The organism is Pseudomonas fluorescens group sp. PF-69 (genome assembly GCF_054481235.1).
Genome location: NZ_JBTMNC010000001.1, coordinates 3,811,119 through 3,835,654, shown reverse-complemented (window position 1 = coordinate 3,835,654; position 24,536 = coordinate 3,811,119). Strand labels below are relative to the sequence as shown.

General features: G+C 58.3%; 33 protein-coding genes, 1 tRNA gene and 1 pseudogene. 18 read left to right on the top strand and 17 right to left on the bottom strand.

The annotated features are described in order from the left end of the window. Window positions 1-45 precede the first annotated feature (45 nt). The 6 genes from ACX3YF_RS17885 (at window position 46) to ACX3YF_RS17860 (ending at window position 4,655) form a co-directional block, all read left to right on the top strand. Window positions 46-417 carry a hypothetical protein gene (locus ACX3YF_RS17885; protein ID WP_458974008.1) on the top strand — a complete coding sequence of 124 codons (372 nt, stop codon included), beginning with the start codon at window positions 46-48 and terminating at the stop codon, window positions 415-417. A 342-nt stretch (window positions 418-759) separates the two neighbouring features. Beyond that, complete coding sequence (locus tag ACX3YF_RS17880) at window positions 760-1,917, top strand: hypothetical protein (RefSeq protein ID WP_458974007.1); 1,158 nt, start codon at window positions 760-762, stop codon at window positions 1,915-1,917. A gap of 7 nt (window positions 1,918-1,924) precedes the next feature. Beyond that, window positions 1,925-2,836 carry a hypothetical protein gene (locus ACX3YF_RS17875; RefSeq protein WP_198132179.1) on the top strand — a complete coding sequence of 304 codons (912 nt, stop codon included), beginning with the start codon at window positions 1,925-1,927 and terminating at the stop codon, window positions 2,834-2,836. Next, the gene (locus tag ACX3YF_RS17870; RefSeq protein ID WP_458974006.1) at window positions 2,833-3,477 is read left to right on the top strand and encodes a lambda exonuclease family protein; all 645 of its coding nucleotides are present in this window, start codon (window positions 2,833-2,835) and stop codon (window positions 3,475-3,477) included. Before ACX3YF_RS17875 ends, ACX3YF_RS17870 begins: the two co-directional genes overlap by 4 nt. Then, entirely contained in the window at window positions 3,474-4,067 is a 594-nt protein-coding gene (locus ACX3YF_RS17865; RefSeq protein ID WP_458974005.1) for a hypothetical protein, read from the top strand. Before ACX3YF_RS17870 ends, ACX3YF_RS17865 begins: the two co-directional genes overlap by 4 nt. A 69-nt stretch (window positions 4,068-4,136) precedes the next feature. Continuing rightward, on the top strand, window positions 4,137-4,655 hold the full coding sequence (locus tag ACX3YF_RS17860; RefSeq protein ID WP_458974004.1) for a hypothetical protein: 519 nt from the start codon (window positions 4,137-4,139) through the stop codon (window positions 4,653-4,655). A gap of 11 nt (window positions 4,656-4,666) precedes the next feature. On the opposite strand, the gene ACX3YF_RS17855 is transcribed toward ACX3YF_RS17860, so the two are convergent. Then, a complete protein-coding gene (locus ACX3YF_RS17855; protein WP_458974003.1) occupies window positions 4,667-4,888 on the bottom strand; it encodes a hypothetical protein in 222 nt (73 codons plus the stop codon). An 85-nt stretch (window positions 4,889-4,973) separates the two neighbouring features. Further along, window positions 4,974-5,357 carry a hypothetical protein gene (locus ACX3YF_RS17850; RefSeq protein ID WP_458974002.1) on the bottom strand — a complete coding sequence of 128 codons (384 nt, stop codon included), beginning with the start codon at window positions 5,355-5,357 and terminating at the stop codon, window positions 4,974-4,976. 49 nt (window positions 5,358-5,406) lie between these two features. Here ACX3YF_RS17850 and ACX3YF_RS17845 point away from each other — a divergent pair. From ACX3YF_RS17845 to ACX3YF_RS17805, 9 genes and pseudogenes are all read left to right on the top strand, one after another. Continuing rightward, window positions 5,407-6,501 (top strand): annotated as a pseudogene (locus tag ACX3YF_RS17845) (RNA-directed DNA polymerase); the annotation flags it as partial. A 190-nt stretch (window positions 6,502-6,691) separates the two neighbouring features. Next, entirely contained in the window at window positions 6,692-7,900 is a 1,209-nt protein-coding gene (locus ACX3YF_RS17840) for a DNA-methyltransferase (RefSeq protein WP_458974001.1), read from the top strand. Window positions 7,901-7,950: 50 nt separating this feature from the next. Then, on the top strand, window positions 7,951-8,331 hold the full coding sequence (locus ACX3YF_RS17835) for a hypothetical protein (RefSeq protein WP_458974000.1): 381 nt from the start codon (window positions 7,951-7,953) through the stop codon (window positions 8,329-8,331). 83 nt (window positions 8,332-8,414) lie between these two features. After that, complete coding sequence (locus ACX3YF_RS17830; protein ID WP_458973999.1) at window positions 8,415-8,564, top strand: hypothetical protein; 150 nt, start codon at window positions 8,415-8,417, stop codon at window positions 8,562-8,564. Further along, window positions 8,551-8,763: a hypothetical protein gene (locus tag ACX3YF_RS17825; RefSeq protein ID WP_458973998.1), complete on the top strand. Its 213-nt coding sequence runs from the start codon at window positions 8,551-8,553 to the stop codon at window positions 8,761-8,763. Before ACX3YF_RS17830 ends, ACX3YF_RS17825 begins: the two co-directional genes overlap by 14 nt. Beyond that, on the top strand, window positions 8,760-9,266 hold the full coding sequence (locus tag ACX3YF_RS17820) for a hypothetical protein (RefSeq protein WP_458973997.1): 507 nt from the start codon (window positions 8,760-8,762) through the stop codon (window positions 9,264-9,266). The genes ACX3YF_RS17825 and ACX3YF_RS17820 overlap by 4 nt, the downstream gene beginning before the upstream one ends. Beyond that, a complete protein-coding gene (locus ACX3YF_RS17815; RefSeq protein ID WP_458973996.1) occupies window positions 9,263-9,742 on the top strand; it encodes a hypothetical protein in 480 nt (159 codons plus the stop codon). The genes ACX3YF_RS17820 and ACX3YF_RS17815 overlap by 4 nt, the downstream gene beginning before the upstream one ends. Continuing rightward, a complete protein-coding gene (locus ACX3YF_RS17810; protein WP_458973995.1) occupies window positions 9,739-10,128 on the top strand; it encodes a hypothetical protein in 390 nt (129 codons plus the stop codon). Before ACX3YF_RS17815 ends, ACX3YF_RS17810 begins: the two co-directional genes overlap by 4 nt. Next, window positions 10,014-11,177 carry a tyrosine-type recombinase/integrase gene (locus ACX3YF_RS17805; protein WP_458974847.1) on the top strand — a complete coding sequence of 388 codons (1,164 nt, stop codon included), beginning with the start codon at window positions 10,014-10,016 and terminating at the stop codon, window positions 11,175-11,177. Before ACX3YF_RS17810 ends, ACX3YF_RS17805 begins: the two co-directional genes overlap by 115 nt. A gap of 79 nt (window positions 11,178-11,256) precedes the next feature. On the opposite strand, the gene ACX3YF_RS17800 is transcribed toward ACX3YF_RS17805, so the two are convergent. The 9 genes from ACX3YF_RS17800 to thrS all read right to left on the bottom strand — a co-directional run bounded on the left by ACX3YF_RS17800 (window position 11,257) and on the right by thrS (window position 18,713). Then, window positions 11,257-11,333: transfer RNA gene (locus ACX3YF_RS17800), tRNA-Pro, on the bottom strand. Between the two features lie 89 nt (window positions 11,334-11,422). Then, window positions 11,423-11,779, bottom strand: coding sequence for a MerR family transcriptional regulator (locus tag ACX3YF_RS17795; RefSeq protein ID WP_003179985.1), 357 nt, complete (start codon window positions 11,777-11,779; stop codon window positions 11,423-11,425). Then, window positions 11,760-12,062: an integration host factor subunit alpha gene (gene ihfA, locus ACX3YF_RS17790; RefSeq protein ID WP_002553164.1), complete on the bottom strand. Its 303-nt coding sequence runs from the start codon at window positions 12,060-12,062 to the stop codon at window positions 11,760-11,762. Before ihfA ends, ACX3YF_RS17795 begins: the two co-directional genes overlap by 20 nt. Window positions 12,063-12,065: 3 nt before the next feature. Further along, window positions 12,066-14,447: a phenylalanine--tRNA ligase subunit beta gene (pheT, locus tag ACX3YF_RS17785; protein ID WP_458944659.1), complete on the bottom strand. Its 2,382-nt coding sequence runs from the start codon at window positions 14,445-14,447 to the stop codon at window positions 12,066-12,068. Window positions 14,448-14,473: 26 nt separating this feature from the next. Further along, window positions 14,474-15,490 carry a phenylalanine--tRNA ligase subunit alpha gene (gene pheS / locus ACX3YF_RS17780; RefSeq protein WP_130206937.1) on the bottom strand — a complete coding sequence of 339 codons (1,017 nt, stop codon included), beginning with the start codon at window positions 15,488-15,490 and terminating at the stop codon, window positions 14,474-14,476. A 109-nt stretch (window positions 15,491-15,599) separates the two neighbouring features. Next, complete coding sequence (gene rplT / locus ACX3YF_RS17775; protein WP_007905879.1) at window positions 15,600-15,956, bottom strand: 50S ribosomal protein L20; 357 nt, start codon at window positions 15,954-15,956, stop codon at window positions 15,600-15,602. 28 nt (window positions 15,957-15,984) lie between these two features. After that, a complete protein-coding gene (gene rpmI, locus ACX3YF_RS17770; protein WP_002553160.1) occupies window positions 15,985-16,179 on the bottom strand; it encodes a 50S ribosomal protein L35 in 195 nt (64 codons plus the stop codon). 60 nt (window positions 16,180-16,239) lie between these two features. Then, on the bottom strand, window positions 16,240-16,791 hold the full coding sequence (gene infC / locus ACX3YF_RS17765; protein ID WP_172435341.1) for a translation initiation factor IF-3: 552 nt from the start codon (window positions 16,789-16,791) through the stop codon (window positions 16,240-16,242). After that, entirely contained in the window at window positions 16,791-18,713 is a 1,923-nt protein-coding gene (gene thrS, locus ACX3YF_RS17760) for a threonine--tRNA ligase (RefSeq protein ID WP_047531159.1), read from the bottom strand. The genes infC and thrS overlap by 1 nt, the downstream gene beginning before the upstream one ends. 376 nt (window positions 18,714-19,089) lie before the next feature. Here thrS and ACX3YF_RS17755 point away from each other — a divergent pair, with 376 nt between their 5' ends. Together ACX3YF_RS17755 and ACX3YF_RS17750 are read left to right on the top strand one after the other, a co-directional pair. Further along, complete coding sequence (locus ACX3YF_RS17755; protein WP_448647145.1) at window positions 19,090-19,392, top strand: hypothetical protein; 303 nt, start codon at window positions 19,090-19,092, stop codon at window positions 19,390-19,392. Between the two features lie 292 nt (window positions 19,393-19,684). After that, entirely contained in the window at window positions 19,685-19,897 is a 213-nt protein-coding gene (locus tag ACX3YF_RS17750; RefSeq protein WP_003179963.1) for a cold-shock protein, read from the top strand. Window positions 19,898-19,966: 69 nt separating this feature from the next. Here the strand turns inward: ACX3YF_RS17750 and ACX3YF_RS17745 are convergent, their stop codons facing one another. Further along, entirely contained in the window at window positions 19,967-20,287 is a 321-nt protein-coding gene (locus ACX3YF_RS17745; RefSeq protein ID WP_047531166.1) for an I78 family peptidase inhibitor, read from the bottom strand. 163 nt (window positions 20,288-20,450) lie between these two features. Then, a complete protein-coding gene (locus tag ACX3YF_RS17740) occupies window positions 20,451-20,756 on the bottom strand; it encodes a hypothetical protein (protein WP_130206941.1) in 306 nt (101 codons plus the stop codon). A 132-nt stretch (window positions 20,757-20,888) separates the two neighbouring features. Between ACX3YF_RS17740 and ACX3YF_RS17735 the strand changes: the two genes are divergently transcribed. Beyond that, complete coding sequence (locus tag ACX3YF_RS17735; RefSeq protein ID WP_047531169.1) at window positions 20,889-21,098, top strand: hypothetical protein; 210 nt, start codon at window positions 20,889-20,891, stop codon at window positions 21,096-21,098. Between the two features lie 3 nt (window positions 21,099-21,101). Here ACX3YF_RS17735 and ACX3YF_RS17730 read toward each other — a convergent pair whose 3' ends face one another. Genes ACX3YF_RS17730 through ACX3YF_RS17715 form a run of 4 tightly spaced genes read right to left on the bottom strand, consistent with a single transcriptional unit; the run spans window position 21,102 to window position 24,536 of the window. Continuing rightward, window positions 21,102-22,130, bottom strand: coding sequence for a nucleoside hydrolase (locus ACX3YF_RS17730; RefSeq protein WP_130206943.1), 1,029 nt, complete (start codon window positions 22,128-22,130; stop codon window positions 21,102-21,104). Between the two features lie 43 nt (window positions 22,131-22,173). Beyond that, on the bottom strand, window positions 22,174-22,578 hold the full coding sequence (gene rbsD / locus ACX3YF_RS17725) for a D-ribose pyranase (RefSeq protein ID WP_047531171.1): 405 nt from the start codon (window positions 22,576-22,578) through the stop codon (window positions 22,174-22,176). Continuing rightward, window positions 22,575-23,492, bottom strand: coding sequence for a ribokinase (rbsK, locus tag ACX3YF_RS17720; protein WP_130206945.1), 918 nt, complete (start codon window positions 23,490-23,492; stop codon window positions 22,575-22,577). Before rbsK ends, rbsD begins: the two co-directional genes overlap by 4 nt. Before the next feature lie 24 nt (window positions 23,493-23,516). Then, a complete protein-coding gene (locus ACX3YF_RS17715; protein WP_458973994.1) occupies window positions 23,517-24,536 on the bottom strand; it encodes a LacI family DNA-binding transcriptional regulator in 1,020 nt (339 codons plus the stop codon).

The window sequence follows — 24,536 nt, the reverse complement described above, 5'->3', positions numbered from 1 at the left end:
GCGTGAAGTGCACCGGGCGGCTCAGTTGCCTGTGGCGGTGTCGCGATGAGCTTCTACGAAGACAACGTAGCCGATGGCTCTCATTGCATGAGCTGCTGCGACTTCATCGGTGAGGATGTCGGCTATCCACGCTGCTGCCGTAACTGCGGCGGCGAGGGGAGCGAGCCGAACCCGGAAGGCCATAAAAAGCGCATGAAGGCCGAGGCCATGCAACGCTTTGATGGCTGGCTGTCCAGGACCGGTATTGCCCACAAGAAGCACAACAACGGCTTCCATGTCGTGCTGACGTTACCTGATGGCCGAATGATCGACTGCTGGCCCAGCACGAAGAAGTGGCAGCTTCGCGGCGAGCGCATCAGCAGGAACGGAAAGGCACTCCATGAATTGGTTATGTCGCAGCTGAGGTCTTGGTCATGACCTCCTACCAGCGCGCCAAACGCATCTACATCCTGCGCGGCTCAGCCATCGTCCTACTCGGCACCACCTTCGTCATGATCCTCGGCGCCCTCGCCGACCGTATCACTTCGTAATTCACCCTCGCTGGGAGGGCCTTAACTGGATGGCCCAGACGCGCAAGGCGGCAAGAGCGCGATAGCACATCACCGCCAATCAGGGCGAATAGGAGCTGGTCCTTCACCTGCAAAGCCAGTTTGGCGACCACGGCAGCGCGGGCTAACCCAGACCGTTCGTGACCTGATATCCCCTCCTAACCCAATAACTCGAACTCATACGCCGCCTGCATGGCGGAAGGAAGCCTCCATGTCTGCGAATCAAGTTGCCGTCACCATCGACGACATCAGCGAAGCCAATGCTCCAGCCATCTATGTGAAAGACGGCCTGAAGCCATTCCTGCAAGCGGTGAAGGAGGAAGTCAGCTCTCAGGTGCCAGACCTCAAGACTGCCAAAGGTCGCGAGCGTATCGCCTCTCTGGCTGCCAAGGTGAGCAAGTCCAAGGTCGCCGTCGAGAAACCCGGCCGCGAGTACCTGCGCCGCCTTAAGGAAATGCCAAAGGTCGTCGAGGCCGAGTTGCGCGAGTTCGTCGATGCCATGGACGTGCTGCGCGATGAAACACGCAAGCCCCTGACCGACTGGGAAACCGAGCAGCAGGCCCGCAAGGACAAGCACGTTGATGCAGTTCAGGCTATCCACGACTTCTGCGCCGACCTAACCGACATCAGCGCCGCCGTCCTGCTGGAATCCATCGCCTCTGTCGAAGCCATCAAGATGGGCGACCACTGGGAAGAGTTCGAGACCGAAGCCGCCCGAGCCAAAGAAACGACGCTGACCAAGCTGCGCGCCGCACTTGCCACCCGCCAGCAATACGAAGCCGAGCAGGCCGAACTGGTCCGTCTGCGTGCTGAGGCCGAAGCACAAGCCCAGCGTGACCGCGAGGCAGAGATTGCCCGTGTAGCCGCCGAACAGGCCCGTATCGAAGCTGACCAACGCGCACAGGCTGAACGTGATGCCGCCGCACGACGTGAACAGGAACTGCTGGATCAGGCCGCCGCCGCACAACGCGCCACCGAACAAGCAGCGCGTGATGCCGAAGCACTGGCTGAACGTCAGCGCCTGCAACTGCAGCTCCAGGCTGAGCAAGCCGAACGCCAAGCAGCACAAGCCAAGGCTGACCAGTTAGCAGCCGAACAGCGCGCCGAACAGGAACGGATCGACTCCGAGCGCCGCCAAGCCGAAGCCGCTGAGCGCGCCCGACTGGCCGAAGTTGCCCGTCAGCAAGCAGAAGCTGATGAAGCGGCTCGCCAGCAAGCAGCGCGTGAGGCCGACAAGGCTCACAAGATGAAGATCAACCGTGCTGCGCTGGACGCCTTCGTCGCTGGCGGGATGCCAGAGGAATGCGCCAAGCAGGCTGTCGTCCTCATCGCTCAGCGCAAGATTCCTGCCATTACCATTCAATACTGAGGCCGCCATGAACGAGATCATACAGATGCCAGCACGGGAGGCCTCGGGCCTCACTGCGGCGGAAACACACCGCTTCTCGGCGGTCGAGATTCGCCAGCGAGTGAACCTGGTGCAAGAAGTGATGCAAGGCATCATGAAGCGCGAAACCCACTACGGCACCATCCCCGGCACTCAAAAGCCAACCCTGTACAAGCCTGGCGCCGAAGTGCTTTGCGTGACCTTCAGGGTTGCCCAGGAATACAAGATCGAAGACCTGTCTGTGCAAGGCGTGGCTCGCTACCGGGTCACCTGCGTGGGTCGCCATCAGATCTCCGGAGTAGCCCTCGGCGAAGGCGTTGGCGAGTGCTCATCCAGCGAAGAGAAATACAAATGGCGAGGCGTGATCTGTAAAGCAGAGCTCGACGCCACCCCGGAAAACCTTCGCCGGAAAAAGTACTACAAGAACGGCAACACCGCCGACCAGATCCGCACCGAGCCAGCAGACCTGGCGAACACCATCCTCAAGATGGCATGCAAGCGCGCCATGATCGCCATGACGCTAAACGTCACCGCGGCCTCGGACATCTTCACGCAAGACATTGAAGACCTGCCGGAAGAGCTGCGACCACAGGAGTCGACGCAGCCGGGAAACCAAAAGCCCACCCCGGCGCCGCACGACCCAGCGCTGGCTGAACATTGGATTGCCCAGGCAAATGCAGCAGCCACACCGGAAGCCCTGACAGAGGTTTGGAAGGCAGGCGTATCGGCCATCAACGAAGTCAAAGACATGACCTCTTACGAGGCATTCAAGGTGGCTGTTGGAGCTCGCGGTGTAGCACTGAAGTCCGCCGAAACGAAACCTGAGCCAGTGGCTGACGCCGAAACAGTTGGCGATGCAGGCACAGACGAAGAAGTCGAATTTGAGGAGGTGTCAGCATGATTATCGTAAATTGCGCCCAGGGCTCAGAGGCTTGGCACCAGGAGCGGGCCGGCGTTATCACCGCCAGCATGTTCGGCGACGCCCGAACTCGCCTGAAGTCAGGCCCAAACAAGGGCGAGCCTACTGCCAAGGCTTTGGATTACGCATTCCGACTTGCCGTTGAGCGGATCGGTGGCAAGCCGCTGGATAACGGCTTTGAAACCTGGCAAATGCGCCGGGGGCACGAACTGGAACCTGAGGCGAGGATGGAGCACGAAATCCAGACTGGCCTGATGGTTACTCAGGTGGGGCTGGTCAAGACCGACGATGGTGTTTTCGGAGCCAGTGCCGACGGCTTCATCGGTGAAGATGGCGGCGCAGAATACAAGTGCTTCCTCGCACCGGAAAAGCTCCGCTCGTTCCACATCGACAATGATGCCAGCGAAATCATGGACCAAGTCCAAGGCTGTATGTGGATTACGGGGCGCAAATGGTGGCACATCGGGATGTACTGCCCGGACCTGAAGGTGGTTGGTCGCCAGCTCTGGTGGAAAGAGTTCAAGCGCGATGACGACTACATCGAAAAGCTCGAAGAAGACCTCTGGCAGTTCAAGCTTCTGGTGGACGGGTATGAGGCGAAGCTGCGGAGTAAGGCCGCATGATCAGCAACCACCTCAGTCTGGTCGAGCAGCTTCGACCCAAGTCAAATGAACTGGCAGCCCAGGTCGAGCAGTACCTGGCCGCTGGCGGCAAGATCGAAGAAGCCGAGCCCTACAACTACAAGCCCAAGCCGATCAGCTACAGCAACCAGATGCCGCCGGCGCCGAAGCCATTTGTTCGGCGCCGGGTTGAAGCGCCTCCCCCACCACCAACTGCATTCGATGCCCGCCAGCAGGCGCGCGAAAAGTTGGTCGATCAAGTTCGCGGGCTGAGCGGCACGCACACCCAGGTAGAGGTTGCGGCAGCCGTCGGCATCAGCAGGAAGGCTATCTACAACATCGCCAAAGAGCATGACATCACATTCCAGCGCCCAACCCGGGGAGGTGCGAATGACGCGCTGCGCAAGGAGCAAGCTGATGCCAGAGACGCGAAGTATGCCGAGCGGATCAGGGCCTTCATGGAGCTTGGAATCTCCCGGCGCCAGTGCTGCGGAAAGCTGGCCATCGGCAATAAAGCCTTCGAGCGAATCATTGCCGCCCACGGCATCGACTACCCGAAAGCACGTCAGGGCAGAGCCTCATGCGCCGCATAGCTCGAGTTCAACAACGCAAACGACAAACCTGGCTGGCATTGCCGGCCAGTGGGATAGAAGAGGTAGGTCATGGCGATGACAGATCAGCAGCGATCAGCCAAAGCTGCGTTAAAGCGTGCTGCGCTCAGCGAAGAGGAGTTGAGGCTACGCGCTCCACCCAGTACACGCCATGCGCTGGCCGAGTTGATGGAATGGGCCAAGATTACTGAGCAAGGCGAGGCGCTGACATTGATGATTCATCATGTTCAAGACCTGGGCCCGGAAGGCGTTATGCGGTTTGTTGGCTCGCGCCACAAAATCGAAGATAGCCAAAACGTGGCGCGCATTACAGACAGTGCGCCGATCAGGTTCGGCGCCAGACCGGGAACCTTGGCAGCACTGAATGACTTGGTGAAATGGACTGGTTCACACGATCAAAGCGCAGCGATGAGGCTGATAATTCCCGCACTTCACGAGGTCGGGCCTCAGCAAGCCCTTTGCTTCTTGAAGCCGCCGCCGCGACAAAAATACGAAGTACCCGAGCCCGTGGCGCAAAAGCTTGAGCTGGCCTACAGGCGTGAAGCTCTGCGCATCTGTCGCGACGAATAATCCTGCCTCGACTATGAAGCTGGAGCGGTGCTCAACGCCTGCGCATGAGCATCACTCATCACTTGAATGGCATTTGATACATGCGGGTGCCCTACCCAGCGGTATGGCGCGTTACCCAACAGGCCCTCCGCCGCATCATCCAGCAAGGTTTTTACATCGAGTCCGCTGGCAATGGCTGCCCCAATGATGGCAACCAACGCCTGCTCAAGTGCAACTTCGTGATCGGTAATCATCCGTATTTCCTCATTCCGGCTAAATGCCGGGCGAACAGAAATACTCCACATATACCCAAAATGCCACTACCCACTGTCGCACCCATTAACGGACGGCGGCGCCTGACTGGAGAAAACCATGAGCCAGAAAGTACAGCAATCCGTAATCGCCGCCGACCTTCCAGATCGTGGCCAGCCGCTCGCCGGCGGAACATTCGTCACCCGGTACTGGCTGAACGGCGAGGAACGCGCCCTGGTGCTGCTCGACGACGAACTGACCGGCCGCTGGGGCGAATACGGCGAGGATGTCGCCGGCGCCAAGAGCTACAGCGACGGCGCAGCCAATACCCGCGCCATGGCCAAGGCAGGCAGCGTAATCGCCGTGAAGGCCCTGGAACTGGATGCCTTCATCCCATCCTGTCTCGAAGGCCAACTGTTGATGGCGGCGAAGTCTGAAGGCCTGATCGACCTGCGCGAGGATCGCTGGCACTGGCTGAGTACGCAGCGCTCCGCCAACAACGCATTCAACATGAACTTCGATGATGGCAATCAGAACAACAACGACAAGAACAACGAGCTCCGCGTCCGCCCCGTCCGCAGATTCGACTGTTGGTCCCTACCCGTTCAGCGAACTTGTCCAGGCCTACTACGACTGCCGCCGCACAAAGCGCAACAGCGCCAGCGCACTGGCTTTCGAAATGGATCTGGAACGCAACCTGACGGAGCTTCACGCCGACCTGATCGCCGGCACCTACCGGCCAGGCCGCTCAATATGCTTCGTGGTCACCCGACCAAAAGCCCGCGAGGTTTGGGCTGCAGCGTTCCGGGATCGCGTCGTCCACCACCTGCTGTACAACCGTGTGGCACCACGCTTCTACGCCAGCTTCATAGCGGACAGTTGCGCCTGCATTCCCGGGCGCGGCACGTTGTACGCCGCAAAGCGGCTTGAGGCGAAGATCCGCAGCGCCAGTCAGAACTGGTCGAAACCGATCTTCTACCTCAAGTGCGACCTGGCCAACTTCTTCGTCGCCATCGACAAAGAGGTTCTGCGCAAGCAGCTGGCCGCCAAGATCACCGAACCCTGGTGGCTGGCTCTCGCTGAACAGATCCTGATGCACGACCCTCGCGAAGACTACGAGGTGCATAGCCCGGCCCATCTGTTCAACCGGGTTCCGCAGCACAAGCGCCTCACGGCTCAGCCTGCCCGACTCGGCCTGCCGATCGGCAACCTGTCGTCGCAGTTCTTTGCCAACGTCTACCTCAATGCCCTTGACCAGTTCGCCAAGCACAAGCTCGGCGCCAAGCATTACGTCCGCTATGTCGATGACTTCGTGTTCCTGCATGAATCACCGCAACAGCTCAACGCGTGGCTGGCAGAAGTCGAAGCATTCCTGCCGAGCCTCGGCGCCAAGCTGAATCCGAGCAAGACCATCCTGCAGCCGGTTGACCGGGGCGTCGACTTCGTCGGCCACGTTATCAAGCCTTGGCGGCGAACCACCCGCAAGCGGTCACTGGCCCAGGCGCTGAAGCGAACAGCCGCGGCGCCTGCCGAGGATCTTCGTGAAACAGCCAACAGCTATTTCGGTCTGCTGAGTCAGGCCAGCCATAGCCAGAAGGACCGCGCCGCCCTGGCCATGGACGGGCACAAGGGACTGAAAACGGATTGGGTGCGCCGTCAACTTGAGCGCCTGGAACGGGCCGGCCAGGTGAAGCGCGTGCCTTCGGTCTACGCCAGGCAAATCTGCTGGGCTATTGCTGACGGGGTGACCCCATGATCGCCCTCGCCTGGTTCGCCTACGTGTACTGCTACAAGGGGCCGCGGTGATGAGCAGCTACCAAATCATGATTGGCGATTGCCTCGAGCTGCTCAGGCAAATTGCCGACAACAGCGTCGACAGTGTCGTGACAGACCCGCCCTATGGCCTGTCTTTCATGGGAAAGAAGTGGGATTACGACGTGCCGGCGGTTGAGGTTTGGGCGGAATGCCTGCGAGTACTCAAGCCGGGCGGCCATCTTCTGGCGTTCGCCGGCACCCGCACTCAGCACCGGATGGCTGCGCGCATCGAGGACGCCGGATTCGAGATCCGCGACATGATTGCCTGGGTGTACGGTTCCGGCTTCCCGAAGTCGCACAACCTCGACGGGGAGCAAGAAGGCTGGGGCACGGCGCTGAAGCCAGCGCTGGAGCCAATCACCGTGGCGCGAAAGCCCTTCGCCGGGACGGTTGCTGCAAACGTCCAGGCCCACGGCACGGGCGCTTTGAACATTGACGGGTGCCGCGTGCGCGCAATCGACGCAGAGGCCCTGGCAAAGAACTGGACCAGGCTGACCACCGTTGACATGCGCGGCGGGAACTACGTCGGGGGCAAGTCGGGAACAATACCCCGGACGGCCGAGGCTTCGGATCTCGGGCGGTGGCCGGCAAACCTGATTCACGACGGAAGCGCAGAGGTCATCGCCGCATTTCCGGATGCGCCAGGGCAACTCGCCGCAGCCAGCACCAGCGATACGCAGCGCGCCGGGCAGAACTGCTACGGAAACATGAAGCGCGGGCGAGGTGCTGAAGCGAGCGCAGACAGCGCGAATTCTGGAATCGTCGGCTTTCAGATGAAGCCCGGGGCTCGTCGCCTGGATAGCGGGAGCGCCGCCCGCTTCTTCTACTGCGCGAAAACCAGCCGGACGGATAGGCATGAGGGTCTGACCAACCCCGGGCCACAGTTCAAGCAGAACAACACCCTCCGCAAGGTGCAAACCACAGAAACGACGGGCAACAACCATCCCACGGTCAAGCCCACCGACCTGATGGCCTATCTGCTGCGCCTGGTTACCCCTGCCGGCGGCCTGGCACTGGATCCTTTTATGGGGTCCGGCAGCACCGGCAAGGCGGCGATGCGGGAAGGCTTCCGATTCATCGGCTGCGAAATTGACGAGCAGTACGCCGCGATCGCGAGGTCTCGAATCGAATACGAAATCACCCGCCTACAAGAGCTGGCAGTCGAATCAGATCAGCTCGATCTCTTCGGCACAGCCTAACCCCAACCCCACTCACAGCCTGCCGGTGAACGGCGGGCGAGGAATTCTGCATGCCTGAAATTAAGTGCGATCACGGCCACGTGACGAATGTAAGCACGCCAGAGTGGATAGCTCAGCTCAGTCTCGACCAGATACGCCGGGCCGTTGAGCTGATGAGCGAGAAGATCAAGTCAGCCGAGGCTCAGCCGAAGAGAATCATCTGGCGAGTGTGCTGCGGCGGGTCGTGCCTTGCTAATTACCAGGAGGATCAATACGAGAAAGCCGCTGATCATCTGCTGCGCATTTTCAAGGAATCGTTCATGGAAGAAGCCGCCGACTACGTGAAGAAGCCATACGGCACCGAAATCTTCCGGCGAACGCTCCCAAGCATCGAAATCGAGCGCGTAACCCAGTTCGAATACGACAACGAATGGTTTCCCGCCAAATCCTAACTCCCCTGCTTGCCGCCCCGCGCGGCCGGAGCATCCCCATGTCTCGCATTTAAGAAAGAGAAGGCTGGAACCTGGCTGATCAGTTGATCGAGGCCGGGCGAAAGCTGGACGAACGATTCGGCGGTATTGAGCGGGTCATCGCCAACATTGAACGCACTGCCGCGATGAGGCCTGAAGGCTATCGGGCCGGTATTCAGAAACGCATCGAGGCGGAACGCCATGGCAGCATTTGACGTGCACGAACAGAACACCGACGGCGGCCCGGGCAAGCTGCTCGACACCATCGACCGCGTACCGGACATCCGCAAGAAGGACTCATTCGTCGAGTTCGACGGCGAGATGCACAAAGTCCTGACCGGTATCCGCAATTTCATCATCGTCACCCAAGAGCGCTGGGCTCGGGTGTCGGCTGCAGCGTGGAGGAAAATATGAGCGAGCAAATGCGCGAAGAGTTTTCCGCCTGGTATCTGGCGGAGGTAACTCAATCGTACGGCGAGAGCGTCAGGACTCAGGCAGGGAAGAATCTGGCTTGGGTGCGTCAGGATGGCAGCTTTGCAGACCCGATGCTCAGACTGGCCTGCTTGGCGTGGCAAGCGTCCCGCGAAACGCCAGCCATCCATCCACTCCAGCAAACCCTGCGCGACAACGGCGACCTGATCGCAGCTCAAACCACAATCGCCCAGCAGGCACAGATGATCGAGCACCTGCGCGGGGCAACTATCCCCTGCTACACCACCAGCGATATCGCCAATGCTGATGCCGACGGCTTCAAGAATGGGCGGAAGTCGGTGGGTCTTTTGCTGGGTAAAGGCTTCAACACCCTGAACCAAGTTGGCGGCAAATACAGCATCACTCTGGCGTTTCAGAATGCGGATGACGCCTACGCGGCCTACACCGAAATCGCGACAGCCGTTCGCCTGGCAGGTGAGGCATGACCGACTACAGCGAACTCAGACATATTGACCTCGGAGCTTTCATTGACTGGGTATGGGCGTTGAAGACCGAGCGCGACCGACTCAAGGCCGAGAACGACCGCTCAACCGAGCGCGAGATCCACCAGCTGGCTGAGATAGAGGCTCTGCGCAAGGAGAACGAAAGACTCAAAAATGGCGCCATTGAAGATCTTCGCCTCCGCACGGAGATCGTCGAGCAGTTCAATCGGCTAACAGCCGAGAACGAGGCGCTGGCTAACGCATACGCCGCAACCGGTGAGCGTGAGCATGCGTTGCGGACTGAGATTGCAGAGCTTCGCAAGGACGCCGAGCGGTATCGGTTCCTCTGCGACAAATTCGGCGAGACAAAGCTTCCGTGCGCCCTTGAGCGAATCCTCGCCGGTGAACTGTACATAGCCGATGGCAAGTCATCCATTGATTCGACCATCGATGCCGTCATGAGCAAGGAAGCCCCATGAGCGCAGAACTCGCACTCCTCCCCCGCTTCATTCGGGCCAAGCAGGCGCCGGCGTATCTGGGCATGTGCCGCGCGGTGTTCGACGCCGAGGTTCGCCCGCACGTTCACGAATTTCCCATCGGAGAGCGCGGCGTCGGATTTGACCGGCAGGAGCTGGACGACTGGGCCTCGGCATACGTCGAAGCCAAGTCCATTGATAAAAAACGCGCCCCGGAGCAACAATTGCCCCGCAGCGAGCGCCAGAAAGGAGATAAATCATGGCGCGAAAATCGATCACAGGCCTCTCCCAAAGGAAAGGTCTCTGGCATATCGACAAGAAGATCAACGGCGAAAGACTTTACGAATCTACTGGAACAGCTGACAGGCAAGAAGCCGAGCGCTACCTGATTTTTCGGATGGAGCAGATCCGACAGCAGAAGGTATATGGCGTGAGGGAGGTGAAAACATGGCGCGATGCGGCGATGAAGTTCCTCGTCGAAATCAAGGACCAGCCATCGTTCAAGCTTTCCGCGCACCATATCGCGCAGTTGGACCCGTTCATTGGCGACGTACCGCTCAACCATATTGATGACCAGGCCTTGGCGCCGTTCATCAAGGATAGGCTGGCTACCAAGAAGCTGGAGGACGGGACAATAAAGAAGGGAGTCAGCAACAGGACGGTAAATATCTCGATCGAGCGTGTGGTTCGGGTTTTGTCGTTGTGTGCCAGGAAATGGCGAGATGATGAGCGAAGGCCATGGCTGGACAGCGTGCCAATGCTCTCGAAGTTGGAAGAGAAGAAGTCGAGCCGCAAGCCGTACCCGATGTCATGGCGGGAGCAGTCGATTCTTTTCGGAGAGTTGCCCGCCCACCTGCAAACCATGGCGCTGTTCAAGGTGAACACCGGCACGCGAGAGCAGGAAGTCTGCAAGCTGAGATGGGATTGGGAGATTTCGGTGCCGGAACTCGGGACCAGCGTGTTTCTGATCCCGGCTGATTTCGGCGGCAGGCACGAACGGTCCGGGGTGAAAAACGGAGATGAGCGACTTGTCATACTCAACAACGTGGCCAAATCGATCATCGAGCAGCAGCGCGGCCTGAGCAAGGATTGGGTTTTCCCTTACAACGGCAACGCGATACACCGGATGAACGACTCGGCCTGGAAGAAGGCGCGGGTGAGAGCGGCGAAACTCTGGCAGGAGGAAAACCTTCGCCCCGCTCACCCAGGTTATGCATCCATAAGGATCCATGACCTCAAGCACACGTTTGGCCGTCGGTTGCGCGCAGCAGGCGTAACCGAGGAAGACCGAAAGGCACTTCTGGGCCACAAGAACGGCAGCATCACCAGTCACTACTCGGGCGCTGAGCTCGGGCATCTGATTGAAGCTGCGAACATGGTATCAGCAACCGATTCGCGAGGACCGGTGCTGACGATCTTGAAGAGGAAGCAGGCGTGAAAAATCGAGGAGTCACGCAAATGTCACGCACATGAAAAAGGCCAATGCTGCGAACACTGGCCTAAGTCATTGAAAAATATGGTCGGGACGGAGTGATTCGAACACTCGACCCCTAGCACCCCATGCTAGTGCGCTACCGGACTGCGCTACGCCCCGACTAGGCGTGAAACCTGTTCCTCATCTCGAGGAACGCTCAAGAATATATCGCAAGCGTTTGAAAACTGGAAGTATTTAAACGCAGGAATTTATTTCTTGAGGACCACCAGAACATCTTCCAGCTCAGCGATCATCTGGCGAATCATTTGTTTGTATTGGGTTGTGTCATCTTTGGCCTCATCACCGGACAAACGCAGACGCGCGCCGCCGATGGTGAATCCTTGATCGTAAAGAAGCGCTCGGATCTGCCGGATCATCAGCACGTCCTGGCGCTGATAATACCGGCGGTTTCCGCGGCGTTTGACGGGGTTGAGTTGAGGAAACTCCTGCTCCCAATAGCGCAGCACGTGCGGTTTTACCGCACATAGCTCGCTGACTTCACCGATGGTGAAGTAGCGTTTGCCTGGGATGACGGGTAGCTCGTCGTTATGACTTGGTTCCAGCATAAGCCTCAACTCGGGCCTTCAACTTCTGCCCTGGACGAAAGGTGACCACACGGCGAGCCGTGATCGGGATTTCTTCTCCCGTTTTCGGATTGCGGCCAGGCCGCTGGCGTTTGTCCCGAAGGTCGAAATTGCCGAAACCGGACAATTTCACTTGTTCGTTGTCTTCAAGAGCGTGCCTGATTTCCTCGAAAAACAGTTCGACCAATTCCTTGGCTTCCCGCTTGTTCAGGCCCAGCTCTTCATACAGACGTTCCGCCATCTCAGCTTTCGTCAAAGCCCCCATACGTCACTTCCTTAACGTGGCGTTCAACCTTTGTTCGAGCGAGGTGAGGATGTTTTGCGTCGCAGAATTCACCTCATCGTCATTAAGAGTGCGCGATGGATGCTGCCAGGTCAAGCCAACTGCGAGGCTTTTTCTATCAGGATCAATGCCTTTACCCTGATACACGTCAAATAGCCTGAGGTCTGTCAGCCATTCGCCTGCATTTTCACGGATTACGTCCAATACAGCCGTGGCGGCGACGGCCTTGTCCGCGATCAATGCCAGGTCACGACGCACTTCAGGAAAGCGCGATAACTCCTGGAATTTAGGCATTTTGCCCGACGCGACTTCTGCCAGAACCAGTTCGAAAACGAACACGGGACGGTCCAACCCAAGCGTTTTCGACAATTCAGGGTGGATCGCGCCGACAAAACCGACCAGACGCCCCTCACGCTCGATACGCGCAGTTTGACCCGGATGCAATGCTGGGTGCTTGCCCGGAACGAACGTGAACGCGTCCAGCGCACCGGCAAAGCCCAACACCGCTTCCACGTCAGCCTTGACGTCGAAGAAGTCCACGGTGTCGCGACCTTGCGCCCAGCCTTCAGGCAGGCGGCTACCGCAAACCACACCCGCGAGCATCGGCTCTTGTTTCAGGCCTTCCAACTGACCGACGAAACGCAAGCCGCTTTCGAACAGACGTACACGGTCTTGCTGACGGTTCAGGTTGTGCTGCAACGCCTTGACCAGACCAGGCCACAAGGACGAACGCATGGCGGCCATGTCGTTCGAAATCGGATTGGCCAACAGAAGCGGTTCAACACCCGGATTAAACAACTCGAACTGTTTCGGATCGATGAAGCTGTAGGTGATCGCTTCCTGATAACCACGGGCTACCAGCAGTCGGCGCAGTTCAGGCAGATCACTACGGGCTTCGGCCTTGGCTTGCGGCGCCAGACGCGCCTGCGGGTAACGAACCGGCAGACGGTTATAGCCGTACAAACGAGCCAGCTCTTCGATCAGGTCGACTTCCAGGCTGATGTCGAAACGATGGCTTGGCACTTCTACGCGCCACTGCCCTGCTCCGTCGGCGGTAATTCCCAGGCCTAAAGCACTGAGCAGACGCTCGACTTCGGCCGAATCCATTTCCATACCCAACATCTGGGCAATGCGTTGGCTACGCAGGGTCACCGGAGCGATCGACGGCAGGTGCTGCTCGCTGACGGTTTCGATGATCGGACCCGCTTCGCCACCGGTGATTTCCAGCAGCAGGCCAGTGGCGCGCTCCATGGCTTCACGGGCCAGTTGCCAGTCCACACCACGCTCGTAGCGGTGCGACGCGTCGGTGTGCAGACCATAGGAACGAGCCTTGCCAGCGACAGCGATCTGATCGAAGAACGCGCTTTCCAGGAATATGTCGCGAGTGGTCTCGGTGTTGACGCCGCTGTGCTCACCGCCCATGACACCGGCAATTGCCAGCGCGCGGGTGTGGTCGGCAATCACCAGCGTATCGCTACGCAGGCTGACTTCCTGACCATCGAGCAGAACCAGCTTTTCGCCCTCTTCAGCCATCCGCACGCGGATGCCGCCGTTGATTTCGGCGAGGTCGAAGGCGTGCAGCGGTTGACCCAGCTCCAACATGACGTAGTTGGTGATATCGACAGCAGCGTCGATGCTGCGCACCTCGGAGCGACGCAGGCGCTCAACCATCCACAGCGGCGTAGGCCGGGACAGGTCGACGTTACGGATGACACGCCCCAGGTAACGCGGACAGGCGGCAGGTGCCAGCACTTCAACCGAGCGCACTTCATCGTGCACCGCAGGAACCGCAGCCACTACGGGGCGAGTGACCTGGGCGGCGTACAGCGCGCCGACTTCACGAGCAAGGCCCGCCAGGGACAGGCAGTCGCCGCGGTTCGGGGTCAGGTCGACCTCGATGCTGGCGTCGTCCAGGTTCAGGTACTCACGAATGTCCTGGCCTACAGGCGCATCGACAGGCAATTCCATCAAGCCGTCGTTGCCTTCACCGACTTGCAGTTCGGCCTGGGAGCACAACATGCCGTTGGATTCAACGCCACGCAGCTTGGCTTTCTTGATTTTGAAATCGCCCGGCAGCTCGGCACCGATGGTGGCGAACGGAATCTTCAGGCCCGGGCGTACGTTTGGCGCGCCACAAACGACCTGGAACGTCTCCGAACCATTGCTGACCTGGCAAACGCGCAGTTTGTCGGCGTCCGGGTGCTGTTCGGTGCTCAGCACCTCGCCCACGATGACGCCGCTGAATACACCGGCGGCCGGCGTGACGCTATCGACCTCAAGACCGGCCATCGACAGACGAGCAACCAGCTCATCGCGACTTACCTGCGGGCTTACCCAGCCACGCAGCCATTGTTCACTGAATTTCATCCTGCTCTCCTAAGAATTCGTTACGACTAGCGAAATTGCGCGAGGAACCGCAAGTCGTTGTCGAAGAACAGACGCAAGTCGTTCACGCCGTAACGCAGCATGGCCAGACGCTCAACGCCCATGCCGAAGGCAAAGCCCGAGAACTCTTCCGGGTCGATCCCGGACATGCGCAGCACGTTCGGATGAACCATGCCGCAGCCCATCACTTCCAACCAGCCAGTCTGCTTGCACACACGGCAGCCTTTACCGCTGCACATCACGCATTCCATGTCGACTTCGGCGGATGGCTCGGTGAACGGGAAGTACGAAGGGCGGAAACGCACGGCCAGTTCTTTTTCGAAGAACACCCGCAGGAACTCTTCGATGGTGCCTTTGAGGTCGGCGAAATTGATGTCGCGATCGACCAGCAGGCCTTCGACCTGATGGAACATCGGCGAATGGGTGATATCCGAGTCGCTACGATACACACGGCCTGGGCAGACGATGCGGATCGGCGGCTGCTTGGATTCCATGGTGCGGACCTGTACCGGCGAGGTATGGGTGCGCAGCAACATGTTGGCATTGAAATAGAAGGTGTCATGCATCGACCGGGCCGGGTGATGGCCTGGGATGTTGAGCGCTTCAAAGTTGTGGTAGTCGTCTTCGATCTCAGGGCCTTCGGCAATGCCGTAGCCAATATGGGTAAAGAACTGCTCGATGCGTTCCAGAGTGCGAGTAACCGGATGCAGACCACCAGAGGTCTGACCACGGCCAGGCAAGGTCACGTCAATGGACTCGGCAGCGAGTTTGGCGGCCAGATCGGCCTCTTCAAACAATGCCTTGCGCGCATTGAGAACATCTGTGACACGCTCCTTGGCAACGTTGATCAGCGCACCGACTTGCGGACGCTCTTCTGCCGGCAAATTCCCCAGGGTCTTCATCACCTGAGTCAATTCACCCTTTTTGCCAAGGTAGTGAACCCGGATTTGCTCCAGGGCATTGATATCTTCAGCGCTTTGCACAGCCTCTAGAGCTTGCGAGACGAGCGCATCCAGGTTTTCCATGTACAGACTCCAGATACAAAATAGGGGAAGAGCTTGAAGGCTCTTCCCCTATTTATGACGTTTAACACCTGGCCCCACAGAGGTGAGACCGGGTGACTGTCGGGGGTACTTAAGCCAAGGTGGCTTTAGCTTTCTCGACAATCGCAGCAAACGCCGCTTTTTCGTTCACTGCCAGATCAGCCAGAACCTTACGGTCGATCTCGATGGACGCTTTTTTCAGGCCGGCGATGAAACGGCTGTAGGACAGACCGTTGATACGTGCACCAGCGTTGATACGAGCGATCCACAGAGCGCGGAACTGACGTTTTTTCTGACGACGGTCACGGTAGGCGTATTGGCCTGCCTTGATTACCGCTTGCTTGGCAACACGGAATACGCGCGAGCGAGCGCCGTAGTAGCCTTTAGCAAGTTTCAGAATTTTTTTGTGACGTTTACGGGCAATGACGCCACGCTTTACACGAGCCATGAGTTACTTCCTCTATTCTTGACTAAAATTAACGAAGGCGCAGCATGCGCTCGACTTTTGCCACGTCAGACGGATGCAGCAAGCTGCTACCGCGCAGTTGACGCTTACGCTTGGTCGACATTTTGGTCAGGATGTGGCTCTTGAAAGCGTGCTTGTGCTTGATACCGTTAGCAGTTTTCAGAAACCGCTTAGCAGCACCACTTTTGGTCTTCATTTTTGGCATGTTCGGATACTCCGCATTCAGTTGATAAACATAATCAGAAGGCCTGCCGTGCCCTGTTGATTACTTCTTCTTTTTCGGGGCGATGACCATGATCAGCTGGCGTCCTTCCATCTTAGGATGCTGTTCGACCGAACCGTACTCGAGCAAGTCACCTTCAACTCGCTTGAGGAGTTCCATCCCCAGCTCCTGGTGGGCCATCTCACGGCCGCGGAATCGCAAGGATACCTTGGCCCTGTCCCCGTCACTCAGGAAACGTACCAGGTTGCGCAGTTTTACCTGGTAATCCCCTTCCTCCGTCCCTGGACGAAACTTGATTTCTTTAACCTGAATCTGCTTCTGGTTTTTCTTGGCCGCAGCAATCTGCTTCTTCTTTTCGAAGATCGACTTGCCGTAGTCCATCAGTTTGCAAACAGGGGGTACTGCATCGGCAGAAATTTCCACCAGATCCAGTTTGGCCTCTTCAGCCTTAAGAAGCGCGTCTTCAATTGACACAATCCCAAGCTGCTCGCCTTCAGCCCCAATTAACCGAACCTCGCGTGCCGAGATATTCTCGTTGATCGGGGCTTTCGGTGCAGCTCGTTTATCTTGTCTCATTTCACGCTTAATAATAATTACTCCGAATCTTGGCGACCACGCCGGGAAACCGCTTGCGCGAGGAACTCAGCAAACTGGGCGACGGGCATCGAGCCCAGGTCAGCACCTTCGCGAGTACGCACAGCGACAGTCTGCATCTCGACTTCCCGATCTCCGATAACCAAGAGATAGGGAACCTTGAGCAAGGTATGCTCGCGGATTTTAAAGCCGATCTTTTCATTTCTCAAGTCAGACTTGGCACGAAACCCGCTTTCGTTGAGAGTTTTTTCGACCTCGGCGGCAAAATCTGCCTGTTTATCAGTGATATTCATGATCACTGCCTGAGTCGGCGCCAGCCACGCAGGGAATGCACCCTCGTAGTGCTCGATCAGAATTCCGACGAAACGCTCGAAGGAACCCAGGATCGCCCGATGCAACATCACCGGATGCTTGCGGCTGTTGTCTTCGGAGACGAATTCGGCACCCAGTCGGACTGGCAGGTTAAAATCGAGCTGCAGGGTACCACACTGCCAGACACGACCCAGGCAATCTTTCAGAGAGAATTCGATCTTCGGACCGTAGAACGCACCTTCGCCCGGCTGCAGATCGTACGGCAAGCCTGCGCTATCAAGGGCTGCAGCCAATGCAGCTTCGGCGCGATCCCACAACTCGTCGGAACCGACGCGCTTTTCCGGACGAGTGGACAGTTTCATCTCGACATCTTTAAAGCCGAAGTCGGCGTAAACGTCCATGGTCAGCTTGATGAACGCAGCGGATTCGGCCTGCATCTGCTCTTCGGTGCAGAAGATGTGGGCGTCGTCCTGAGTGAACGCACGAACGCGCATGATGCCGTGCAGGGCACCCGATGGCTCGTTACGGTGGCAGGCACCGAACTCGGCCAGACGCATTGGCAACTCGCGATAGCTCTTCAGGCCCTGGTTGAACACCTGCACGTGGCAAGGGCAGTTCATTGGCTTGATGGCGTAGTCGCGGTTTTCCGACTGCGTGGTGAACATGTTGTCGGCGTAGTTGGCCCAGTGCCCGGACTTTTCCCACAGGCTGCGGTCAACGACCTGGGGAGTCTTGATCTCCAGGTAACCATTGTCGCGTTGAACCTTGCGCATGTATTGCTCGAGCACCTGGTACAGCGTCCAGCCGTTCGGGTGCCAGAACACCATGCCTGGCGCTTCTTCCTGGGTGTGGAACAGGCCCAGACGCTTGCCAATCTTGCGGTGATCGCGCTTTTCAGCTTCTTCAATACGCTGGATGTACGCCGCCAGCTGCTTTTTGTCAGCCCATGCAGTGCCGTAAACGCGCTGTAACTGCTCGTTCTTGGCATCGCCACGCCAGTAGGCGCCGGACAACTTGGTCAGCTTGAAGGATTTCAGGAAACGGGTGTTCGGCACGTGCGGACCGCGGCACATGTCGACGTATTCTTCGTGATAGTACAGGCCCATTGCCTGTTCATTCGGCATGTCCTCGACCAGACGCAGCTTGTAGTCTTCACCGCGAGCCTTGAACACTTCGATCACTTCGGCGCGCGGAGTGACTTTCTTGATGACGTCGTAATCTTTTTCGATCAGCTGCTGCATGCGCTGTTCGATGGCGGCCAGGTCGTCCGGAGTGAAAGGACGCTCGAAGGCGATGTCGTAATAGAAGCCTTCGTCAATGACCGGGCCAATCACCATTTTGGCGGTTGGATACAGCTGCTTGACCGCGTGGCCGACCAAGTGGGCGCAAGAGTGGCGAATGATCTCCAGCCCCTCTTCATCCTTTGGCGTAATGATTTGGAGCGTTGCGTCGCTGTCGATGATGTCGCTGGCATCGGCCAGCTTGCCATTGACCTTACCGGCCACTGTGGCCTTGGCCAGGCCCGCACCAATGGATGCTGCGACCTCGGCGATGGATACCGGGTGATCGAATGAACGTTGACTGCCGTCGGGAAGAGTAATAGTTGGCATGGCGCCTCCTCTCCTAGTGGTGACCCCTACCAAAGGTCACGTGGGTTGGGATGAGCCAGTACAAGATCCGATCCAGGCCATTCACTGACGAACGCCTGCCTTACAGCGGCAGGAGCCTTGCGGCCAACCGGAAAACCGAACCAGAGTGACTGGAATTCAAATCAGGGTTATTCGTGCGCCTGCCGCAACCGGGACTGAAGGTCGACCGGAGCCTGCAAACGCCCGAGCCAGGCATGCTAGCACAGATGAATGGTCGTCGCGGTACAGAGCTTTACCGACGGGGTAAATCTTACGTTTTTATGCCAGAGTGCTGAACTTGATCCCCGCTTTACCCCTCGAACATCAAGTCATCGACCCACAAAGGAGCATCCTCGGCATGCGTCTGAATCGTTTATTCGCTGTAGTCGCACCCATCGTCCTGCTGTTGCCGCTGGCCGCCCACGCTGAATGGCCCAAAGGCGCGCGCGATAAATACATGGCTCAGTGCGTCCCTGCGGCTGCACAAGGGATCGGCGACCCTGCGGCCAAGGCCCACTGTGCTTGCGGTGCCGATGCAATCAAATCGTACCCCGCCAAAGATCTTCAGGCCTTGATGGACAACAAGGCCAGCAATGAACTGCAACAGCAGGCCCTTACCCAGATTGCCAAGTGCAAGGCCAACAATCCGACGCAAAAATAAGTCCGTTCAAGCTCCAGAAAGGCATTTTCAGCCAGCAAACAGCCCCTGAAAATCGCTTTTTCGGGCATTTTATGCAGGTTTTACAGCTTTTTTTATCACCTTTACTTTCAGCTGAAAGCCTTTTAAATCGGGGCTTTCAGCGATATCAGCCAACAAAGAGTGTGCGACTGTAGGGCAAACAGCACCCGTGGGGGGCTCCCAAAGCGAACATTTCGACTATGATACCCCGGTGTGCCCAGTTGGCCTGAGCAGCACAGTACTACTGAAAATATATGTTTCTTGGAGATACACCATGTCTAATCGCCAAACCGGCACCGTTAAATGGTTCAACGATGAAAAAGGCTTCGGCTTCATCACTCCTCAAGGTGGCGGTGACGACCTGTTCGTACACTTCAAAGCTATCGAAAGCGACGGTTTCAAAAGCCTGAAAGAAGGCCAAACCGTTTCCTTCGTGGCTGAGAAAGGCCAAAAGGGTATGCAAGCTGCTCAAGTTCGCCCAGAGTAATTTCCAGGCGCACTAAAAAAACCCCGTCCATGTGACGGGGTTTTTTATGGATAACGCAAAAGTTGGCGATCAGCCGCAGTTCACGCGAGTCACGACTTTATTGGCGTCGGTGCTCAGGTTGAGGCGATCGGAGCGATACTCCAGCGTCACCATGTCATTTGGCGACAGAAACCGCGCATTCTGTGCGCCTGCACGCTTGCGCGCCTGCTCCAACAGTTCAGCCGAAGCCGTTTTGCCCAAGGTGAATTCGGCCGCTTTCGCTTCGCAACGGCTGTGACCCGTGTCAGTCGTCGTTACAGGGTCAGTTGCCGAATCGGTAGCGGCAGTGCTGCAACCGGCCAGTGTGGCAACGGCCAACAGAGCACCCAATGACGCGAGCTTCCAAGGCATGAAGCCTCCTTTTTCGATAGTTAAACTGAATTTGTGCGACCGCCAATCCGGCGCTTGGTTCATCGAGCGTTCTGGCAGCAAGACCGCCGCCGCAGACAAACGGCAAGTTTGCCTGAGCGTTGCCCTACCCTTCATGCCTCAATCGTGACTGAATATGAGCGGGTCAATAGACGTCGATGTAATCGAATGCCGGCTTCGGCCAGTTCTGCTTCAGCGCATTGAAGATTTGCATGACCCAGACCTCGTCACTGGCCGCGACCCGCCCGACATAGCCTGAACCCTTGGCCCAAGTCTCCAGGCGAAACAGCAACCCGTCGATATCGGAGCCGCCCACGACCCCCGATGAAATATAGGCGATACCGCCCTTGGTCACCCGCAACTGGGTGTGCTCATCATCGCTGGCGGCGGCCAGCAGCTGACGCACCGCCTCAAGGGTCAAGCCATCAGGCGTGTTCAAATCGATCTGCACAGCGCAGTCCTTGAAAAGTCGTTAAAGACCAAGTGTCGCATAGCCCTCCATTGATGCCTAAGTCGGAGTGCCAAACGTCCTGCAAAATGGTTAACTCGGCACTCAGACCTTCCCGACCGCACGAGCACCACAATGACCACCGTAAGCATCGACGCCGCCATTAACGCCAAGTGGTCAGAGGGCCACAGCTCTTATAGCCCCGGCAGCCCGGAAGAGCTCGCAATCATCGGTATCGATTTACTGGTCAAGGAACTGGGCACCGAAGCAGCCCAATCCTTTATCCAACAGATTTTCGAGAAATACCCGCCCCATCAGGGCGGCGGACATTCCGAACGCTCATAAGGATTACTTCAGGCGGGCCAGGCGTTCGGTCAGCAGATCGAAGAATCCCTGGGCGTCGCCGCTGTCCACCCAGAACGCATTCTTCGGTGCCCCTAGGCCGTTATGCCAGTCGACAATGGTTTGACCGAAGGTCGGCCCCTCGCGACTGTCGACCACTACGTTGACATGGCGACCGCTGAACAGCTCCGGCTTGAGCAGGTAAGCAATAACCGTAGCGTCATGCACGGGGCCACCCGGGATACCGAAGTACTCCATATCGCCCTTGATGTACTCACTCAGAATATCGCCGACCAGTTTGCTGGCATTGTTATCCAGCGCAGCGATCTGCTGCAGGCGCGCATCACTGGTGAGGATCTTGTGGGTCACATCCAGCGGCAGGTAAGTCAGCCTTGCACCACTCTTGAGTACAACCTCGGCAGCGTGTGGATCGGCGAACAGGTTGAACTCCGCGACGGGTGTGATGTTGCCGCCGTTGAAATGCGCACCGCCCATGATCACGACGTCCTTGATGCCCTGGACGATTTCAGGTTCCTGGATCAGCGCGAGCGCCAGGTTGGTCTGCGGCCCCAGCATGGCGATGGTGATGCTGTGGGGCCTGGCCGCCTTCAGGGTGTCGATGAGGAAGTCGACCGCACCGTCCTTGGCCAAACCTTTCTTCGGTTCATACACGAGGACACCCGACAGGCCCTCTTTGCCATGAATATCTTCGGCATGGATCGGCGTGCGTTGCAGCGGTGTCGGTGCCCCGGCGTAGACCGGCACGTCCTCGCGCCCCGCCCACTCCCGGGCCAATCGTGCGTTGCGTGACGTCTTGTCCAGCCGAACGTTGCCAGCGACTGTGGTCAACGCATGGATATTGAGTTCGCCCGGCGATGCCAGCGCAAACAACAATGCGATCACGTCGTCAGCACCGGGGTCGGTATCGATGATCAAGTCGATCTTTTCCACAGCCTCAACGCTGCCTGGGTTAATCAGGGACAAAAGCAACAGACTCCGACGCAAGAAGTACAGTTTCCGAGTATAGCGACACATGGCGCATGCCCTGTGCAGGACAGAAACAGAGAAACCAGGCGATTCAGAACGTCACACCGGCGACCAGGACGATATTGCAGTAAGGCTGGCATTCACCGGTACGAACAATTGCCCGGGCTTGCCGGCTGAGGACTTTGAATTGTTCATGACTCAGCAGCTCACGCCGGCCAAGCGCGCCCTCGGCGTTCAGCTTGTCCAGCGCGACCAGTGCCGACGGCTTTTTCTCCAGAATCTCCTGCGCCAACACATGGCTTTCGACCTGCATTTCACTGAGCACAACGTTCAAGGTGCTGATGAAATCCGGAATGCCGTGGGTCAAGGCCAGGTCAATCAGCTCGACCCCCGGAGGCACCGGCAACCCCGCATCGCCGATCACCACTTTGTCGCCGTGGCCCAGCGAAGCAATCAGCCGCGACAGCGCGACGTTGAGCAAAGGTGTCTTTTTCATGGTGTATTAAAAACCTGTACATCGGACAAGGTGGGAATGGAGGGCTGTGCGCCAGCACGGGTGACCGACAGCGCCGCGGCGACCTGCCCGAAACGAATCGCTTCAGCCTCACTTTGGCCTGACGCCAGTGCGGCGGCGAATCCGCCGACGAAGGTATCGCCGGCCGCGGTGGTGTCAACCGCCTTCACCGCTGGCGCCGGAAAATGCTCGGAACGTGTGCCATCGTTGAACAGCGCGCCATCGGCCCCAAGCGTGACAATCACTTTTCCGGCCCCCATCTCGATCAATCGGTTCGCGGCTGATTGCGCCGATTGCCGAGAGTCCACCAACACGCCACTCAGTGCCGACGCCTCGCTCTCGTTAGGAATCAGATAGTCGATGTTCGCGTACCAGTGCGCCGGTAACGGGCGGCTGGCCGGGGCTGGATTGAGGATCACGATCTTGCCCAGCTCTCGACCACGCTTGAGCGCATGACCGACCGTCGCATCCGGCACTTCCAGCTGGCAGATGATGACGTCGGCCGATTGCAGCACCGAGTCGAAGCAGCCGATCACGGCTGGCGTCAGCAAACCGTTGGCACCGGCGACGATCACGATCGCGTTCTGGCTATTGTCGTCGACCACGATCAACGCCACGCCACTGGAACCGTCTACGGTGCTGACCGCCTGACAATCGATCCGTTCGGCCAACAGCGCTTCGCGCAGCTCCTTACCGTAGGCATCGCTGCCCACGCAGCCGACCATCGACACCTGCGCCCCGAGTCGCGCGGCGGCCACGGCCTGATTCGCACCCTTGCCGCCGGAAACCGTGGCAAAGGATTCACCAATCAGCGTTTCCCCGCCCCGCGGCAGCCGAGGCGCGCGGGTGACCAAATCCATGTTCAGACTGCCTATTACCACTACTTTTGCTGGCATACATCACTACTCATTCGTTCTGTTTCAGCGATATTCGGCAAACACGCCCGCCAGTGGCGCGGTCGATTCACGCATCACGATGCTGGGCGTCACAATCCGTTGCTCAGTGCTCAGTTGCGGCGTGGCGATCCGTCGTAGCAGCACTTCGGCCGCCATCTCGCCCAACTGCAGGATCGACTGGCCGACGGTGGTCAATGCTGGATAGACATAGCGACTCATCTGGATGTCGTCGAAGCCGATCACCGACAACTGTGTCGGTACGCGAATGTTGCGCTCGGCGGCGGCTCGCAGCACACCGATGCCGATCATGTCGTTGGCGGCGAAGATCGCACTGGGCGGATCGCGCTCCAGCAGGATCGCGGCAGCGTTGTAACCGCCGGTACTGGTGAAGTCACTTTCCAGTATGCGTTCGCGTGGCACCTCGATACCTGCGTCCGTCAGTGCACGGCAAAATCCGGCCAGACGCATTTGCGCCACACTGGTGGTGGTCGGCCCGCTGATGATGGCGATATCCCTATGCCCCAACTCCAGCAGGTGTCGAGTCGCCAGATACGCACCGTATTCGTGGTCGATGCGCACCAGGTCCACATCGACACCTTCCAGACCCCGGTCGACGATCACCATCGGTGTACGCACGCCCGCCAGGCCTTGGGCCAGACTGCTGTCACCGCCGGCCGACGCGACGATCAGCCCGTCGATGCGTTTTTCCAGCAATACGCGCAGGTAGTTGCGCTGCTTGTCCGGATTGTCGTCGGAGTTGCAGAGAATCACGCAGTAGCCATTGCGCTCACAGTAATCCTCGATGCCTCGCGCCAGTTCCGCAAAGTACGGGTTGAGGCTGTTGGGCACCAGCAAGCCGATGGTCGCGGTGGTTTTGGCCTTGAGGGAACGGGCCACGGCGCTGGGTACGTAGTCGAGGGTCTTGATGGCAGCCTCGACTTTGACCCGAACTTCCTCGCTGACCGGCCGGGTTTTGTTCACCACATGGGAAACCGTGGTGTAGGAAATGCCCGCAAGGGCCGCTACATCCTTGATCGTTGCCAT

Coding starts and splice junctions, on each gene's coding strand:
- ACX3YF_RS17880 (WP_458974007.1), top strand. CDS start 760: ATGTCTGCGAATCAAGTTGCCGTCACCATCGACGACATCAGCGAAGCC.
- ACX3YF_RS17865 (WP_458974005.1), top strand. CDS start 3,474: ATGATCAGCAACCACCTCAGTCTGGTCGAGCAGCTTCGACCCAAGTCA.
- thrS (WP_047531159.1), bottom strand. CDS start 18,713: ATGCCAACTATTACTCTTCCCGACGGCAGTCAACGTTCATTCGATCAC.
- ACX3YF_RS17745 (WP_047531166.1), bottom strand. CDS start 20,287: ATGCCTTGGAAGCTCGCGTCATTGGGTGCTCTGTTGGCCGTTGCCACA.
- rplT (WP_007905879.1), bottom strand. CDS start 15,956: ATGGCTCGTGTAAAGCGTGGCGTCATTGCCCGTAAACGTCACAAAAAA.
- ACX3YF_RS17750 (WP_003179963.1), top strand. CDS start 19,685: ATGTCTAATCGCCAAACCGGCACCGTTAAATGGTTCAACGATGAAAAA.
- ACX3YF_RS17730 (WP_130206943.1), bottom strand. CDS start 22,130: ATGTGTCGCTATACTCGGAAACTGTACTTCTTGCGTCGGAGTCTGTTG.
- rbsK (WP_130206945.1), bottom strand. CDS start 23,492: ATGCCAGCAAAAGTAGTGGTAATAGGCAGTCTGAACATGGATTTGGTC.
- ACX3YF_RS17860 (WP_458974004.1), top strand. CDS start 4,137: ATGGCGATGACAGATCAGCAGCGATCAGCCAAAGCTGCGTTAAAGCGT.
- ACX3YF_RS17875 (WP_198132179.1), top strand. CDS start 1,925: ATGAACGAGATCATACAGATGCCAGCACGGGAGGCCTCGGGCCTCACT.
- pheT (WP_458944659.1), bottom strand. CDS start 14,447: ATGAAATTCAGTGAACAATGGCTGCGTGGCTGGGTAAGCCCGCAGGTA.
- ACX3YF_RS17885 (WP_458974008.1), top strand. CDS start 46: ATGAGCTTCTACGAAGACAACGTAGCCGATGGCTCTCATTGCATGAGC.
- ACX3YF_RS17825 (WP_458973998.1), top strand. CDS start 8,551: ATGGCAGCATTTGACGTGCACGAACAGAACACCGACGGCGGCCCGGGC.
- ACX3YF_RS17795 (WP_003179985.1), bottom strand. CDS start 11,779: ATGCTGGAACCAAGTCATAACGACGAGCTACCCGTCATCCCAGGCAAA.
- ACX3YF_RS17855 (WP_458974003.1), bottom strand. CDS start 4,888: ATGATTACCGATCACGAAGTTGCACTTGAGCAGGCGTTGGTTGCCATC.
- ACX3YF_RS17755 (WP_448647145.1), top strand. CDS start 19,090: ATGCGTCTGAATCGTTTATTCGCTGTAGTCGCACCCATCGTCCTGCTG.
- ACX3YF_RS17840 (WP_458974001.1), top strand. CDS start 6,692: ATGAGCAGCTACCAAATCATGATTGGCGATTGCCTCGAGCTGCTCAGG.
- ACX3YF_RS17715 (WP_458973994.1), bottom strand. CDS start 24,536: ATGGCAACGATCAAGGATGTAGCGGCCCTTGCGGGCATTTCCTACACC.
- ACX3YF_RS17735 (WP_047531169.1), top strand. CDS start 20,889: ATGACCACCGTAAGCATCGACGCCGCCATTAACGCCAAGTGGTCAGAG.
- ACX3YF_RS17820 (WP_458973997.1), top strand. CDS start 8,760: ATGAGCGAGCAAATGCGCGAAGAGTTTTCCGCCTGGTATCTGGCGGAG.
- ihfA (WP_002553164.1), bottom strand. CDS start 12,062: ATGGGGGCTTTGACGAAAGCTGAGATGGCGGAACGTCTGTATGAAGAG.
- ACX3YF_RS17835 (WP_458974000.1), top strand. CDS start 7,951: ATGCCTGAAATTAAGTGCGATCACGGCCACGTGACGAATGTAAGCACG.
- pheS (WP_130206937.1), bottom strand. CDS start 15,490: ATGGAAAACCTGGATGCGCTCGTCTCGCAAGCTCTAGAGGCTGTGCAA.
- rbsD (WP_047531171.1), bottom strand. CDS start 22,578: ATGAAAAAGACACCTTTGCTCAACGTCGCGCTGTCGCGGCTGATTGCT.
- rpmI (WP_002553160.1), bottom strand. CDS start 16,179: ATGCCAAAAATGAAGACCAAAAGTGGTGCTGCTAAGCGGTTTCTGAAA.
- ACX3YF_RS17870 (WP_458974006.1), top strand. CDS start 2,833: ATGATTATCGTAAATTGCGCCCAGGGCTCAGAGGCTTGGCACCAGGAG.
- ACX3YF_RS17815 (WP_458973996.1), top strand. CDS start 9,263: ATGACCGACTACAGCGAACTCAGACATATTGACCTCGGAGCTTTCATT.
- ACX3YF_RS17810 (WP_458973995.1), top strand. CDS start 9,739: ATGAGCGCAGAACTCGCACTCCTCCCCCGCTTCATTCGGGCCAAGCAG.